This is a genomic window from Neptuniibacter sp. CAU 1671, from assembly GCF_029222905.1.
Lineage (GTDB): Bacteria > Pseudomonadota > Gammaproteobacteria > Pseudomonadales > Balneatricaceae > Neptuniibacter.
Map to the genome: position 1 here is coordinate 299,752 of NZ_JARHUE010000003.1, position 14,884 is coordinate 314,635.

Here is a 14,884-nt window from a genome sequence, read left to right on the forward strand (position 1 = left end):
AATTGATGTCAGTTATAACCCGCTGGCCCCAGAACGAGCTCTGCTTCACCGCACGTAAACGTGCTGCTGCGGTGACCGCGGTTGAAGAGGCATTTGCCTCGACGCTGGAGTCACTGCGCGTCGATATTGGTCTGGTTGAGATGCTGGAGGCGATCTATGTGCCACTGGGCGCCTGGGTGGCCTGTCGTAAGTCAGAAAAAAACGGACCGTTGGTGCTGGGCATCAATGGTGCTCAGGGCGCCGGTAAATCTACATTATTCAATCTGCTGGAAGTGATCCTGACCGAGGGGTTTGGCCTCAAGGTCGTTGGTTTCAGTATTGATGACCTCTATAAAACCCGGCAACAGCGCCAACAACTGGCTGAGTCTGTGCATCCTCTGTTGAAGACCCGGGGCGTGCCTGGCACCCATGATGTGGAATTGGGCATTGAGATCCTCCACGCGCTGAAAAACAGCGGCCCGGACAGCGTCACCAAAATTCCTGTGTTTGATAAATCCACGGATGAGCGCTGTGAAGAGGCGGTCTGGCAGGAATGGACCGGGCCGGTGGATGTGATTGTGCTGGAAGGCTGGTGTGTCGGCGCGTTACCGCAGGATGAGCAGCAACTGGAACAGCCGATCAATGAGCTTGAACGGGAGATGGATCCTGACGGTGCCTGGCGTAATTATGTGAATGCGCAGTTATCTGACCGCTATCAGTTGCTGTTTTCCATGCTGGATATGTTGATCATGCTGAAGGTGCCCAGTATGGAGGCGGTTTATGAGTGGCGCTCGCTGCAGGAGAAAAAACTGGCGGAGCGGGTGCGCTATATCTACAACACGCAACAGCCGACACAGCATCTGAAAATCATGGATGAAGCAGAGATACGTCGGTTTATTCAGCACTATGAAAGACTGACCCAGCAGATGCTGGAGGATATGCCGTCACGGGCGGACGTGGTGCTCTGCCTCAATAACAACCATAAAATCTACGATATTCGGGTTAATCAGCGCGGCGATTATTGTAAATAGACGCTTCAGATTGGCAACAGGGTCATGGATGCCGCACTGTGCACCACCCGGGTGATGGTGCGGTTGGTGCTGTCAGCAATGATGTTTGCCATCATATCCTGCAGGCTGATCAGCTTGCTCAGAATTCGCTCATAACTGTAGTTGGTAACCCCGTCGTCACTGATGCCGTTGCTGAGCAGGTAAAGCTGTCCATCCGGTCTGTGCCGGTTATTCAGATGCCAGGCGATGGATTCCAGATTGCGGGCTGAGTTGTAGAGTTTCTGATGATCCAGCTCATCCAGCAGAAACACCTCTTTCTGACCGTTGTAGGCGCGGTGCAGCATGCCGGTCACGCCCGCCATCAGCGCAAAGACCCGATCTCCCTCAAAATTTTCTGAAAAAGCCAGTGGCGCTGCTTCATAGCCGTCCTTGTAGCCCAGTTCATCGAAGCCTCGGACTAGACGGGTTGGGGGGAAGAGTTGATCCAGACGGCGGTCCAGGGTCATGCCCGGGACTTTTTTCAGTTCGCGTGGATTGCGCTTGTAGAGTTTTATGGCGAGCAGACGGGCCAGACGCTGAGTTTCACGGATATGCGCATCGGCCACCATGTCGATGTCGCTTTTTGCCAGGTTCTTGAGCTGAAAGGGACGCTTACCGGGTTCCATACAGCCACCCAGCAACAGAATCACACACATCAGACCAATTACACGCATTGCATTTGAGCCAGATCATCACTGAAGTTGAGATAATCGAACTATAAAAGCGCACGTGAAGCAAGCTGAATACATATCTGACGGCTAATCGCCGTTTAACAGTGTCAGTTGTCTATACTGGCGCTGGGAATAAGCATTGATCGTCCGAAGCTTGCAGTTAAGAGCAGGGCTTATATGATGGGCCGTTCAATCATCTCCGTCAGCAGGCGGGGAACAGAGGATAGTTAAGCGACATGAAAGAAAGTGCTGATCTGAGTTCAACTCGGCGGGAATATCAGGCAGAGAGCCTGCGCCGTAAAGATCTTTGCGATGATCCGGTAAAGCAATTTTCCCTATGGATGGAGACGGCGCTGAGTGTCAGTCCCGATGATGCCACCTCAATGGTGCTGGCAACCGCCGATGCTGAAGGCATGCCGGCAGCCCGAATTGTCCTGCTGAAACATTTTGGTCCCGAGGGTTTTGCCTGGTATACCGACTATCGCAGTGATAAAGGTCGCCAGCTGCAGGAGAACCCGCAGGCTGAGCTGCTGTTTTACTGGTATGGCCTGGAGCGGCAAGTGCGTATCTGTGGCCGCGTGGAGCAACTCACGGCAGCACAGGCGGATGAATATTTTCAGCAAAGACCGGTGGGTAGCCGCATGAGTGCGGCGGCTTCCTGTCAGAGTCATCCGATCGAAAATCGGGAGGCGCTGGAGAACACAGTAAAAAAGTTACAGGCACGTTATCCGCAGGGTGATGTTCCCCGGCCATCGTTGTGGGGTGGTTATATTCTGATCCCGCAACGTTATGAGTTCTGGCAGGGTCGGGAAAACCGGTTACATGACCGGTTCCGTTACAGTCTGCAGGACAACGGCGAATGGTGTGTTGAGAGGTTGCAGCCATGAGTGAAACTGAACAGACGCTGGTTACCCTTGAACCCGCATCACCAGCGGATGCCTGTGTGATCTGGTTACATGGACTGGGTGCCAGTGGACATGATTTTGAACCCATCGTCCCCTATCTGGAGCTGCCCGCTGACTCTGCCGTGCGATTCCTGTTTCCCCATGCGCCAATGCAGCCAGTCACGGTGAATGGTGGCATGGTGATGCCTGCCTGGTATGACATTCTGGAGATGGATATCGGTCGCAAGATTGATGTGTCGGGCATGGTGGATTCCAGTCGTCGGATCATCGAATTGATTGAGTCTCAGGTGGTGGCCGGTATTCCGGCAGAACGTATTCTGCTGATCGGTTTTTCCCAGGGCGGCGCAGTGGCTTATCACACAGCGCTGAGCTATAGCGGGCGCGTTGCGGGGGTGGCCGGTTTGTCCACCTATCTGGGGACGCTGGATCTGCTTGAGCCTGCAACCGAAAAAGCTGATCTGCCGATCTGGATAGCCCACGGTGTCGGCGATCCTGTGGTGCCACTCGCACTGGGTAAACAGGCATTGGCAGACCTGCAATCGCTGGGTTATGCACCCACATGGCAGGAATACATGATGGCCCATGAGGTCTGTCTGGAAGAGATTCAGGCCCTTGGCAAATGGATTGTGGCCTGCCTGCAGGCGTAACTGCACCGTCTCTGGCTCGTTCAGGCGAAAGGTAGCAGGTATACTGGCGCGGATTTTCAGTGCGTATCAATATAGGTGAAGTATGCAGATTGCAGATAACAGCGTTGTGCTGTTCCATTATTCTCTGGTGAATGAACAGGGTGAAGTGATAGAGGGTTCCCGAGGGGGTGATCCGCTGCCCTATCTGCATGGCCACCGCAACATTGTGCCGGGCCTGGAAAAGGCACTGACGGGCCGTTCGGTGGGAGATAAGTTTACTATTCAGTTACAGCCTGAAGAGGGTTACGGCCTGCGTGATGAAGACAAAGTCTATGTGGTAGACCGTGCTTCATTTGCTGGATTCGATACGCTGGAAACAGGTATGCTCTGTCAGATGGAAGACCCCGAAGGGCAGCCGGAATACGTTACCGTTGTTGATATCAATGACGAAGAAGTAACCGTGGATGGCAACCATCCCTACGCGGGTCAAGTGCTCAATTTTGATGTGGAAGTTGTCGCTGTGCGTGAGGCTACTGAGTCCGAGCTGGCGGCAGGACGAATTGAACCCGCTTAAGGAGATGCCCATGCGGTTAATTTTGGCGTTGCTGATTCCCTGGCTGCAGTTTTTCACCATTGGACGGCCGATTGCCGGCATTATCTGTCTGATTCTTCAGCTGACTCTGATTGGTTGGATTCCGGCCGCTATCTGGTCGGTGTATGCGTTAAGTCAGTACAAAACAGACGCAAAAATCAGACAGGCCATGATCGACCGTTAAGGTGGATTCGGGTAATAAAAAAGGGTATCGAAAGATGCCCTTTTTTGTGACCTCAGGTTACTCACTTTTGCCTATATCGCTTTCAACCCGGGTCAGTGTTTCCACCATCGTATCAATGGCCGTGTCATCATCTCTGATTTCAGGAGAGAATTTAAATGTGTCCAGCATATCAACCATAAAGCCGGACTGGTTCATCTTCTTCAGTTGATCAGGGGTCCAGGATTTTATTTTTTGGGGCATAGGGCGCACTCCTCTGGTGGCCAACTTCAGCTGACAACAGATCTCAACATGCTGCTGCCGACACATTCAGGTATGGGTGATAAACCCTTTTTTTGCAAGATTTGACCTGTTTCCTGTTGTATGAAAAACAGGCGATTGCTTTGTTGAGCTATATCAATGTTGTTGAGTCAGGATCAGCGTACTCTTCTCACCATCAAGCATGTTTCAAGAAGATGAGCGAGGACAAGACCATGATTGACTCTTACAGCCTGGAAGTACTGGTACCCAGCGTGGTAATGATCGTTGCGATGAGTGCGACAATGACTTGGGCGTTTTTTAAAGTACGCAGCCTGATTTATCAGGATAAAACCAAGTGAGTTTGAGCCCTCTGCGGGATTGGCATCAGGAGTAAAAAAGACCACAGTTGAGTGGTCTTTTTTTTGTTAGCAGTTCGCCGGTATTGGGAAAGTTTAAAAAACCGTTTTAAATCATTCCTTGAAACGGCCTGGGGACCTTCCTTTACTATCATACTATACAGCTAATGCTAAAGGCTTTGAGCCTGCAGCAACGGGATATAAGATCTGCTTATGAGTATTGATACGTAATAATTCCTATTGTGATTTGGAACTGCTGGCGATGATCAGGTTACCCTCGGAAAACATTGGATCTATTCCGCGCCCGAAATATTTAATAGAGGCCTACAATGCATTCAATGCAGGAAACTTATCCGCAGCGCAGCTTGACGAGTTAGCAAAACAGGCCAGCCGAGAAACGATTAAATCTTTAGAGGACCTGGGCGCAGAAATCGTTACGGATGGTGAACAGCAGAAATTCAATAGTTTTGCTGGCTATTGCACTCATTGTGCTCCTAACATCGCTCCAGACGGTCTTCGCATCGATTTTTCAGATGGGCACTTTAGGCATCTACCGCGACTCACATCGGGCCCCTTCAAATATCAATATACGGCTGATCAGTTTCTCGAATACACACTTCAGCACACCGCATCTAAGGTAAAGCAGGCGGTCATATCGCCCTCATTGGTGAGTTTGCTCTATCCGGCCAACGGGCTAGAGGGCTATAGTCGAATGCAATTTACCCGGGATGTCTTAGAACAGCATACCCGCGAAATCCAGCGTTGCCTGAACCTGGGCGCGGATAAGGTTCAGATCGATTTTACCGAAGCACGTTTATCCCTGAAGATAGATCCGTCCGGAGAGCTGCTTCAGAACATGGTCGATTTGATCAATAGTGTATTAGATACCTTTACGGATGAAGAAAGGTCTCGCATTGGTGTGCACACCTGTCCGGGCAGTGACCTTGATTCAGCGCATAGCGCTGATATCGATTATAAGTACCTGCTGCCAAAACTCTTCACCATTCGCGCAGGCAATTTTTACATTGCTATGGCGGGTGAGGCTGATCCGACACCGGCTTTACGTCTGATTCGTACCTGTCTGCGACCCGGTTTAAGAGTTTATATCGGAGTCATTAATCCGGTAGATCCTGAGATTGAAACACCCGAACTTGTCTGTGAACGGGTTTTAGAAGCAGCAAAATATATTCCTCTTTTGCAGTTGGGGATTTGCGATGATTGTGGTTTTTCCCCTTTTGCTGATGATGAAAGTACGTCAAGAGAGGTCGCTTTTGGCAAGATCAAGTCGCGGATATTAGGGGGCAAATTGGCGGAAGTGAAACTGGCCGAATTGGTTGGTAAATGAATAGCGATCTCGTTAAAGCGTTAGAAGAGAAAATCGAATCTCTTGAGATGGAAAAGATCCAGTTGGAGATTGAGAATAATCGCTTAATGCAGAGATTGTCAGTCGTAAATGCGAATGATGAAAAGCTTGCGATTATGCAAAGCCTCGCAAAAATATTCAGTTGGGAAGTTGCGTCACTGACGGGGCGAATGAAATGCTCAGCTGAAATGATGGAGGCTATTTCTCTTCCAGCGGGGGCCACTCCACAATTATCCGACCTATATCAACTGATACATCCTGAAGATCTTCCGGATTTCAGTAAGCGGTATGAGCAATCGCAAATCAATGCAGAACCCTTCCAGATTGAACACCGCATCGTGCTTGGTGGTTCAGACGTCAGAATAGTGCGACATTTTTGTCAAACCTTCATAGCGAACAGTGGAATCCCCCTCAAGACCATTGGCCTTATGCAGGATATGACCGCTCAACGCTCATTAGAAAAACTCCTGGAAAAAAGAAATCGGGAGCTGAAAAGACAGGCTGTTGTTGATGACTTAACTGGACTGAAAAATCGCCGCTCGTTCAATGATATTTCAAAAAGCTTGTGGAGTACTTTGAGCCGCCTTGATAGTCGCCTCGGTTTTATCATTATCGATATCGATAACTTCAAGACCTATAACGACAATTACGGTCACGACGCTGGCGATTTGGTGCTTAAGAAAGTGTCTGAATTGCTGGCCAGCTGTTTCAGAAGAGGCAATGATTACCTGTTTCGTATTGGCGGAGAGGAGTTTTGCGTTCTTACGGCAGGGGGCAGTTTAGAAGAAGTGATGCAACTGGCGGATAAATTGCTGCGAGTTGTGTCGAATAGTGAGATACCTCATAAATTTAACGCAGACTACGGCATCGTAACGATATCAATAGGCGTATCATTCTGCGATTTTTCCGTACAATCAATTTCGTTAAATGAGCTATATCGCCTTGCAGATCAAGCGCTTTACCTCTCTAAGGGGTCCGGCAGAAATAATATAACAACATCCTGATGTCGTTCGACCAAGTTCACTCAGCCGGTAGGTTCCTGTTTTTACCCAAATCAAATTATGCGGCTGTATAGAGTTCGGACGTGCCGTTATTGTAATTCGGCGTAATGTGAATTTTTTCTGGTCTGAAAATGAAAAAGCCCCGCCTCAATCAAGCAGGGCTTTAATCTTAAGTGGCAATCCGGATGTCACTGTCTCTACAGGTGAGAGTTTTTTGTCTGTTATTCCGCGCTAGAGTAGATAACGTCCACCCGATGCAATCAGCACCGTGATAATGCCGAGTGTCAGGTTAATCGCAACAATTTTGCGGATCAGGTTGAGCTGTGCGCCAGCATCCGGCCAGCGTGACTCGCTGACGGCTAGTTTCAGTCGTTTGAACGGGGCAAAAAACAGGTGTGCGAATATAGCCATCATCAGATAGCCGGTCCCTAGCATAATGTGCACATGGGTACCGACATGGCCAAAACCGCCGTAGAGGGCGATCATGCCATGTCCGGTCAGAATCAGCAGGGCAACCGCCAGCCACACCCATTTAAAAAATCGGTTAAACACTGCAACCCACAGCGTCAGTCTTGCGGGCGGCTCCAATGTTTCCACGGCGGCGGGTCGTAACGCGAAATAGGCGAAAAACATGCCGCCTACCCAGATAACCGCAGACAACAGATGTAAAGACAGTGCGATAGACATGCAACTCCTCCGATAAGTTAGCGCTTAATAGCCCGCAGAATAACAAATTTGCGATTCGCGGCCACCGTCTGGCATTGGCCAAACAGTTTTTTCAGCATCAGGTGATATCCCAGGTGCCGGTTGCCGACTACCCAGAGTTCTCCTCTTGAGCGCAGTACCTGCCGGGCCTGTTTAAACATCTGACGTGCAATAAAGTCCCCCACCACATTCTGCTGATGGAACGGTGGGTTATTCAGGATCAAATCTGTACTCTCCGGCGCTATTCCACTCAGACAGTCGGTATTGATAAACCGGGCCTGTCGCTGGTTTTCAAACGCGCGCTGAAAATTGTCCCGGGCAGACGCTGTGGCCATAAATGATTCATCGACAAAGGTCAGTTCGGCTTCAGGGTGCTGTTGGGCACTGACAATGCCAAGAACACCATTGCCACAGCCCAGATCGAGAATCTGTTTAAAGCGCGGATTTACCGGCAGATGTTCCAGCATAAAACGGGTGCCGATATCCAGTGAGTCACGGGAAAATACACCGGCATGATTCATCAGCTCCAGATCAGAGCCCTCGAGGGTATAACGTGAGGGATAGGGTGAACTGTGAGCGGGCAGCGTTGGATCAAGCTCAGGCAGAATCAGGCGTGCCTTCTTCTGCGCCAGTGACGTCTGGGTGGGGCCGATATGTTTCTCAAACAGCTGCAGGGTGGAACTGTGGATCTGTTTGACCATGCCACCGGCGATCAGACGTGTATCGGGTCCCATCAAAGCCCGAATTCGAATCAGTTGATCCTCAAGCATGGCCAGGCTTTTTGGTATTTTCAGAATAATCAGATCCTGCGACACCGTCGGCCAGTCCAGGCTGGTGTTCAGGTGAACAGAGTCCTGATCAAGTCCGTTATCAATGAAGTTGGCCCGGGTTGCCTCATGGGCCAGCCAGGAGTCGGAAATCAGGGTGGGCTGCCAGACATGTAAAGCGGTCATCAGACTGCCAAAGGCGTCATTGATAATCAAAATACGCGGCGAATCTGCCAGCAAACCCAACTCACTCAGGTGATTGAGCAGATACTCGTCGGCTGCATCCCAGGCCCTCAGGGTTTCTTTGGGGCGGCGCGGGAAAAGACTGAGCTGAAAACTGCCCTGAGGCACAGAGAGGGTTTGCATAAATCAGATCCGCGGTAAAATGCTGATTTTATCATAGCTGTGGCCCTATGCTGCGGTTCAGAACAGTCTTATGCAAAAAGCAGATCCATTCCGATATATCGCCGGTTATGGCGACACCATTCAATCCCAGGCGCGCCAGTTGATTGCGCAGGAGCGGCTTGGCAACTGGTTACTGCAGCGCTATCCGACGGCGCATGATATCCGCAGCTCACAGGCGTTATATGACTATACTCAGGGGATAAAAAATCGTTATCTGAAACAAACGCCACCACTGAGTAAAGTGGCTTACGATGAAAAAATCAGTGTGCTGCTGCATGCGCTGGGGGCGCACAGCCGGGCTTCGCGGGTGCAGGGCGGCCGTCTTAAGGCAAAACGCGAAATCAAAATTGATGCGCGTTTTCGGCAGATGCCTGAAGCTTTTCTGCGGATGATTCTGGTACATGAGTTGGCGCACCTGCGTGAACAGGATCACAACCGGGCTTTTTATAATCTGTGCTGTTATATGGAGCCTGACTATCATCAGCTTGAGCTTGATCTCAGGCTCTATATGGTGCAGTGCGAATTAATAGGGCCGCTCTATTAATTGCTGTTTCACCGGATTAGACAACGATTTTCTGGTGCAAGCGAAAGGCTGAATCGCTACAATTTAGCCTTTATTTTACGGGGATCGGACGCGTGTCGTTAAGCATGGAAACAGGCTATGGTTTGCTTGGGCTGCTGGTGGTTTTGTTGCTACTCTGGCTGCTCATACGCTGGCGTCGTGCTGCTGCAGCAATCCCGGTTATCCCCAAACTCACCCCGGTCGAAATGACTTTCAGATCGATTCTGGAAAAAGCCGTGGGTGATCGTTACCGCGTGCACTGCAAGGTGCCAATCACCCAATTGATTGAACCCTCACAGGCGAAATCACCGGGACAGGTGAAACGGGCCCTGAGAGCGGTGTCGGGCAAGATTATCGATTATGTCGTCTGTAATGCGACCGACGGTGAGATCATCTGTCTGGTAGAGCTGGATGATCACCGCTATGAAAGCAACAAAGACTATCGCCGTGATCTGGAACTGGAAGGGTTCTGTTATCAGGTGGCCCTGCCGATCCTGCGGGTACCCGTTCAGAAAGGTTACAACCTGACGGAGCTGATTGAGCGGTTTGAAAACACCGTTGCCAGTATGTCTGAAAATGAGTTGCAGCAGGTTTCAGCGCTGGCTGATGCCCGTAAAGTCTCCTTTGAGCCCCTTTCTGCGACCTGATTTATTGATCTGGGTCAAAATATTTTCAAACGCTAATGTACGGCCCCGTGCTGCGAATACGGGCCTCTGTACAAATACAAAAAATTAATAAAATTATCCCTAAAAAAAGGCACTTAGTGGCACTTTAGTGCCTGTTTTTTGCGCCGATCTCCTCCTTCAGTGGTGCTTGAGCAGCATCCAATCAATGGCAGAGGAGATCGAACATGCCTTGTCCTAAGCGGGTTCTGGCCGCTGTGTGTACACTCTCGATAACCATCGGATTAATGGTTTCGGGATCAGTGCTGGCAGCTGGAACTGTAAACAACAATCGTTCCTCGGCGCAGGTAGCGTCTGACATTGACTTCGGTCTGTCAGTGCGTGTCCTGAAGGGAACCGACGCAAGTCGAAATGATGCCGGGGCAAAGCAGGATGCAGAACCTCCAGTTGCTTTTATGCCTGCTCAGATTGTTGTGGCAGGGCAGCCGGACGATTTTCAGCCTTATCGGGTACTCAAACACCTGCCCCAGTCTGGACAGGTCCTGCTGTCGGTGCCGCCGGGGCTGGAAAAAGCATTTATTGAATCCTTTCGTGATGAAGGTGTTTCAGCGGACTACAACCTGATTGCCGAGGCATCAGAGGTTGTAAATGATACCTACCGCGGTTTTCAGTGGCATCTTGATGCCGTACAGGCCAATCAGGCCTGGGATATGGCGACCGGATCGGGTGTGGTTGTTGCCGTGCTCGACAGTGGGTTTGATACCACCGGTCGTGATGGCGTAAACACTTGTCTGGCGAATGCCAAAGACTTTACCGGCAACAGTAATGGCTGGATTGACGGTAACGGGCACGGTACCCACGTGAGTGGCACGGTAGCCCAGATCACCGATAACGGTCGTGGTGTTGCCGGTATGGCGTTTGGTGCCTGTGTAATGCCGGTCAAAGTGTTAAATGACAGTGGTACCGGTACCTTTGTTGACATCGCTGCCGGTATTTACCATGCAGTGGATCACGGCGCTAAAGTCATAAACCTGAGTCTGGGTGCCAAGGCTTCTTCCGGTATGACCACTGACAGTGTTCTGGCACCGGCGCTCGATTATGCCGAAACACATGGTGTAGTGGTGGCGGCAGCGGCGGGTAATGACAATTACTCAGCCAATGTAGCGTATCCAGCGAGTTACAAAACCACCCTTGCTGTGGGCGCAACGGATTACAACGACAAGCGGGCACCTTATTCCAACTACGGTAAGTATCTGGATGTGATGGCGCCGGGTGGTGATGTGAATGTCGATGCGGATGGTGACGGCTACACCGATGGTGTATTGCAGGAAACCGTGCGTGACGGTCGCTGGAGCTACTTCTTTTATCAGGGTACCTCCATGGCAACACCGCATGTCTCGGCCCTGGCGGCCATGTTGCTGGAGCGGGATGTTGATCTGAGCCCGGCTGAAGTGCGTGACCTGATCAAAATCAGCAGTGTTGATCTGGGCGCGGCGGGGTATGACAGTGTCTATGGTTATGGCCTGATTCAGGCAGCGGATGCGCTGACGACTCTGGCTGAGTGGACGGTACCTGCACCAGCGGCTGAAAATACTGCGCCTGTCGCCAGCTTCAGTTTTAGCTGTAACAAACTGGCCTGTAGCTTTAACGGCAGTGGCTCTACTGATGCGGATGGCTCAGTGGTCAGCTATAACTGGAACTTTGGTGATAGCGCTAAATCATCCGGCGTTTCCGCATCACACAGTTATGCTGCAGCGGGTAATTACAATGTCAGTCTGACCGTGACCGATGACAAGGGTGCTACGCATACCAAAACATCCAGTGTCACTGTGACAGCGCCGGTGCAGGATAAACTGACTATCAGCCTGTCGGGCAAGCAATCCTGGATTGTGAAAACCACCTATGTGAAATGGAGTGGCAGTACCGCCAGTAAGGTTGATATCTATCGAAACGGTTCAATCGCTGCAACCACTGCCAACGATGGCAACCATACACTGACCTCATACGGCTACACCAAATACAGCTATAAGGTGTGCAATGCCGGAACCCAAGTCTGCTCAAGCGAGGCGGTGTACTAACTACAGACAATCCTCTGCTCGACCCCTAACCCTACAGCCGACATTATGTCGGCTGTATTTTTTACAACAGGTAATTGTTTTTATCAAAAAAACGTAAAATTGTTGTAAAAATTTCCTTATAAAATAATGCTTTACGTATTTTTTGTGTGGGTTTATTCTAGCCTGCATACCAGAATTTATTGTTCGGCAAATACTGTGATAGCCCAATGTATTGCCGGGCAGATGACAAGCCCGAAAAAAGGAAGGAAACGACTATGCAGCCGGTGGACCGGATGCATAGTGCGGGCGCGATAACAGGAGAACAACAATGAAACTATCCCACCTTGTCGTATCAGGACTGTGCGCCTTAAGCCTTGGCGCGCACTCTGTATCAGCACAACCCGGCGGAGCGGGGCCGTTTGCGGCCGGTTTTGCGGGCGATGTGGAGCAGTTACCGCCCGGACGTCTTAAGTCACAAATCGAAAAGTTGCCCGCCGCCGCACAACAGCAGGCGCTGGAATGGCTGGCTCGGTTTGAGATTCCGACTGAGGATTATGAATACCTGCGGGCCGATCCTGAAGGCGGTATTTATTATGCCGATACTGAAGTACCTGCAGAGGCCCCAGTTGCAAGTGAAGCGTCAACGGTGGTGGCCAGTGCACCGGAGCAGGTGTTTAAACTGCACAGCCGTCCGGGTGCCAGCAAGGTGGTGTTCCTCGACTTTGATGGCCATGTGATTTCCGGCAAAGCCTGGAATAACGCCTACGGTGTTAGCAGTTTTAATGCGCTGCCCTATGATACCGATGGTCTGCCGGGCAGTTTCAGTGAGAGTGAACGGGCGGCGATTGCAGCGATCTGGCATCGCGTTGCCGAGGATCTGGCGCCGTTTGATATTGATGTCACGACCGAAGATCCGGGTGCTTTCGGCCCAACCGTCGGTCATGTGTTGATTACCGAAGATACGGATGGAACAGGGCAGGCGATGCCTTCTCAGGGTGCTGGTGGCGTTGCCTATGTGGGCGTATGGGGCGCATCCTATTACACCACTTATCAGCCAGCGCTGGTGTATTTCAATCGCCTCGGGAACGGCTACCCGCACTATGTTGCCGAAGCCGCCAGTCATGAGTTTGGCCACAATATGGGCCTGGGACATGATGGTGTAAACGGCGGCGCAAGCTATTACTCAGGGCAGGGTGCGGGTTATGTGAAATGGGGTCCGATCATGGGTGTGGGCTATTACAGTCATGTCACCCAATGGAGTAAAGGTGAATACCCCAATGCCAATAACCTGCAGGATGATATTGCGATCCTGAGCTCCCAATTGAACTACCGGCCAGATGACCATGCGGGTGACCTGACAGGTGCGACGCCATTGCAGGTGGATGCGAATGGTGTCCTTTACGTGACCACGCCTGAATTTGACGCGACCAATGCGGAACCGAATAACAAGGGCGTGATAGAAACATCCGTTGATACCGACATGTTCTGGTTTGATACTGCAGCCGGTGGTGTAACCCTGAATGTGATTCCCGCCTGGGAAGCGTTTTACGACGACTATCGTCGTGGCGCTAATCTGGATATCGAAGCGACCGTTTATGATGAATTCGGTAACTGGGTAGCCACGGCTGAGCCGGAAGATGAAACCATCGCTCAGTTCAATCTGAGCCTTGCGGCGGGTCGTTATTACCTTGAAGTGCGTGGTGTGGGCAATGCGGTGACGCCATATTCTGATTATGGCAGTCTGGGTATGTACTACATTTCCGGTACTGTTCAGCCTGTAGTGACGGTGACCGATCTTGATCCGCCAACTCCAAACCCTCTGGGCTGGGCAGCGCTGCCAGCGGCGACCAGCCGCACCAGTATCAGTATGACCTCGCAAACGGCGACTGATGACTCAGGTGTTGTGGAGTACATGTTCCTCTGCACCGCGGGTGATACCGGTTGCACCTTCAGTGGCTGGCAGTCAGGTTCCAGTTATGTGGCCACAGGTTTGAAACCGGGGGCTTCCTATACCTTCTCGGTGCAGGCGCGTGATCAGTATGGCAATGAAACCACCTGGTCAACCATGGCCAGTGCCACCACAGATCCTAACCAGATTCCGGTCGCCGATGCCGACAACGCAGTGCTGGATCAGGATACTGCAATCACCATCACTGTACTGACGAACGACACTGATGCAGACGGCGATGCGCTGAGTATTGCCACCTACACTCAGGGTGCGAATGGCAGTGTTACCCTGTCAGGTAGTGCCTTAACCTACACGCCAAATGCTGGTTTCTTTGGTATTGACAGTTTTACCTATACGGTGAGTGATGGCTTTGACCAAAGCGTAGCCGCTACAGTGACGATTACCGTGAATGAGGTGACTGCAGCCAATCAGGCACCGGTGGCCGTGGATGATAGTGCTACTGTCGCCATGAGCAGCGCAGTCTTGATTGATGTGCTGGCCAACGACAGTGATCCCGAGGGCGATACATTGTCGATCCTCAGCGTCACGCAAGGTGGTAAAGGCTCAGTCAGCATTGTGGGTGATCAGCTCGAATACACCAGCGGCAGTAAACGCGGTGGTGATACCTTTACCTACACCATCAGCGATGGTAACGGCGGTACTGCGACCGGTATCGTCAATATCAGTATCACCCGTGATGGCGCCACCGATGGCGGTGGCACTGGCGGCGGCAAGTGTAATCCACGTAAAACCAGCTGTTAAATAACAGATTACAGCCGCATATAAACCGGCAGCTCAGGCTGCCGGTTTTGCGTTTTAGATAGACTTCGAATGCCTGAATTAAACTGCTTTTG

The 14,884-nt window shown here is 51.2% G+C and carries 16 protein-coding genes; 12 read left to right on the top strand and 4 right to left on the bottom strand.

Annotated elements, in window-relative coordinates; genetic code table 11:
• Positions 1-5 precede the first annotated feature (5 nt).
• A complete protein-coding gene (locus P2G53_RS07360) occupies positions 6-1,010 on the top strand; it encodes a hypothetical protein (protein WP_275815740.1) in 1,005 nt (334 codons plus the stop codon).
• Between the two features lie 5 nt (positions 1,011-1,015).
• Here P2G53_RS07360 and P2G53_RS07365 read toward each other — a convergent pair whose 3' ends face one another.
• Complete coding sequence (locus tag P2G53_RS07365; protein WP_275815742.1) at positions 1,016-1,702, bottom strand: hypothetical protein; 687 nt, start codon at positions 1,700-1,702, stop codon at positions 1,016-1,018.
• A 233-nt stretch (positions 1,703-1,935) separates the two neighbouring features.
• On the opposite strand from P2G53_RS07365, the gene pdxH reads away from it, so the two are divergent.
• The 4 genes from pdxH to P2G53_RS07385 all read left to right on the top strand — a co-directional run bounded on the left by pdxH (position 1,936) and on the right by P2G53_RS07385 (position 4,006).
• The gene (gene pdxH / locus P2G53_RS07370) at positions 1,936-2,586 is read left to right on the top strand and encodes a pyridoxamine 5'-phosphate oxidase (RefSeq protein ID WP_275815744.1); all 651 of its coding nucleotides are present in this window, start codon (positions 1,936-1,938) and stop codon (positions 2,584-2,586) included.
• Entirely contained in the window at positions 2,583-3,251 is a 669-nt protein-coding gene (locus P2G53_RS07375) for a carboxylesterase (RefSeq protein ID WP_275815746.1), read from the top strand. Before pdxH ends, P2G53_RS07375 begins: the two co-directional genes overlap by 4 nt.
• A gap of 82 nt (positions 3,252-3,333) precedes the next feature.
• Positions 3,334-3,804, top strand: coding sequence for a peptidylprolyl isomerase (locus P2G53_RS07380; protein ID WP_275815747.1), 471 nt, complete (start codon positions 3,334-3,336; stop codon positions 3,802-3,804).
• 10 nt (positions 3,805-3,814) lie between these two features.
• Positions 3,815-4,006 carry a YqaE/Pmp3 family membrane protein gene (locus P2G53_RS07385; RefSeq protein ID WP_275815749.1) on the top strand — a complete coding sequence of 64 codons (192 nt, stop codon included), beginning with the start codon at positions 3,815-3,817 and terminating at the stop codon, positions 4,004-4,006.
• 57 nt (positions 4,007-4,063) lie between these two features.
• On the opposite strand, the gene P2G53_RS07390 is transcribed toward P2G53_RS07385, so the two are convergent.
• Positions 4,064-4,246: a hypothetical protein gene (locus P2G53_RS07390; protein ID WP_275815751.1), complete on the bottom strand. Its 183-nt coding sequence runs from the start codon at positions 4,244-4,246 to the stop codon at positions 4,064-4,066.
• Positions 4,247-4,458: 212 nt separating this feature from the next.
• Here P2G53_RS07390 and P2G53_RS07395 point away from each other — a divergent pair, with 212 nt between their 5' ends.
• The 3 genes from P2G53_RS07395 to P2G53_RS07405 all read left to right on the top strand — a co-directional run bounded on the left by P2G53_RS07395 (position 4,459) and on the right by P2G53_RS07405 (position 6,966).
• A complete protein-coding gene (locus P2G53_RS07395) occupies positions 4,459-4,602 on the top strand; it encodes a hypothetical protein (protein WP_275815752.1) in 144 nt (47 codons plus the stop codon).
• A 259-nt stretch (positions 4,603-4,861) separates the two neighbouring features.
• Positions 4,862-5,944 (top strand): hypothetical protein, encoded by a 1,083-nt coding sequence (locus tag P2G53_RS07400; RefSeq protein WP_275815754.1) that lies wholly within the window; start codon positions 4,862-4,864, stop codon positions 5,942-5,944.
• Positions 5,941-6,966, top strand: a complete 1,026-nt coding sequence (locus tag P2G53_RS07405) for a sensor domain-containing diguanylate cyclase (protein WP_275815756.1) — start codon at positions 5,941-5,943, stop codon at positions 6,964-6,966. The genes P2G53_RS07400 and P2G53_RS07405 overlap by 4 nt, the downstream gene beginning before the upstream one ends.
• 228 nt (positions 6,967-7,194) lie before the next feature.
• Here the strand turns inward: P2G53_RS07405 and P2G53_RS07410 are convergent, their stop codons facing one another.
• On the bottom strand, positions 7,195-7,650 hold the full coding sequence (locus P2G53_RS07410) for a CopD family protein (RefSeq protein ID WP_275815758.1): 456 nt from the start codon (positions 7,648-7,650) through the stop codon (positions 7,195-7,197).
• A 17-nt stretch (positions 7,651-7,667) separates the two neighbouring features.
• Positions 7,668-8,801 carry a methyltransferase gene (locus P2G53_RS07415; protein WP_275815760.1) on the bottom strand — a complete coding sequence of 378 codons (1,134 nt, stop codon included), beginning with the start codon at positions 8,799-8,801 and terminating at the stop codon, positions 7,668-7,670.
• A gap of 70 nt (positions 8,802-8,871) precedes the next feature.
• Between P2G53_RS07415 and P2G53_RS07420 the strand changes: the two genes are divergently transcribed.
• The 4 genes from P2G53_RS07420 (at position 8,872) to P2G53_RS07435 (ending at position 14,792) form a co-directional block, all read left to right on the top strand.
• Positions 8,872-9,384 carry a YgjP-like metallopeptidase domain-containing protein gene (locus tag P2G53_RS07420; protein WP_275815762.1) on the top strand — a complete coding sequence of 171 codons (513 nt, stop codon included), beginning with the start codon at positions 8,872-8,874 and terminating at the stop codon, positions 9,382-9,384.
• A 92-nt stretch (positions 9,385-9,476) separates the two neighbouring features.
• Positions 9,477-10,049 (top strand): DUF2726 domain-containing protein, encoded by a 573-nt coding sequence (locus P2G53_RS07425; protein ID WP_275815764.1) that lies wholly within the window; start codon positions 9,477-9,479, stop codon positions 10,047-10,049.
• 203 nt (positions 10,050-10,252) lie between these two features.
• Positions 10,253-12,103: a S8 family serine peptidase gene (locus tag P2G53_RS07430; RefSeq protein ID WP_275815766.1), complete on the top strand. Its 1,851-nt coding sequence runs from the start codon at positions 10,253-10,255 to the stop codon at positions 12,101-12,103.
• Positions 12,104-12,410: 307 nt separating this feature from the next.
• Complete coding sequence (locus P2G53_RS07435) at positions 12,411-14,792, top strand: Ig-like domain-containing protein (RefSeq protein ID WP_275815768.1); 2,382 nt, start codon at positions 12,411-12,413, stop codon at positions 14,790-14,792.
• Positions 14,793-14,884 lie beyond the last annotated feature (92 nt).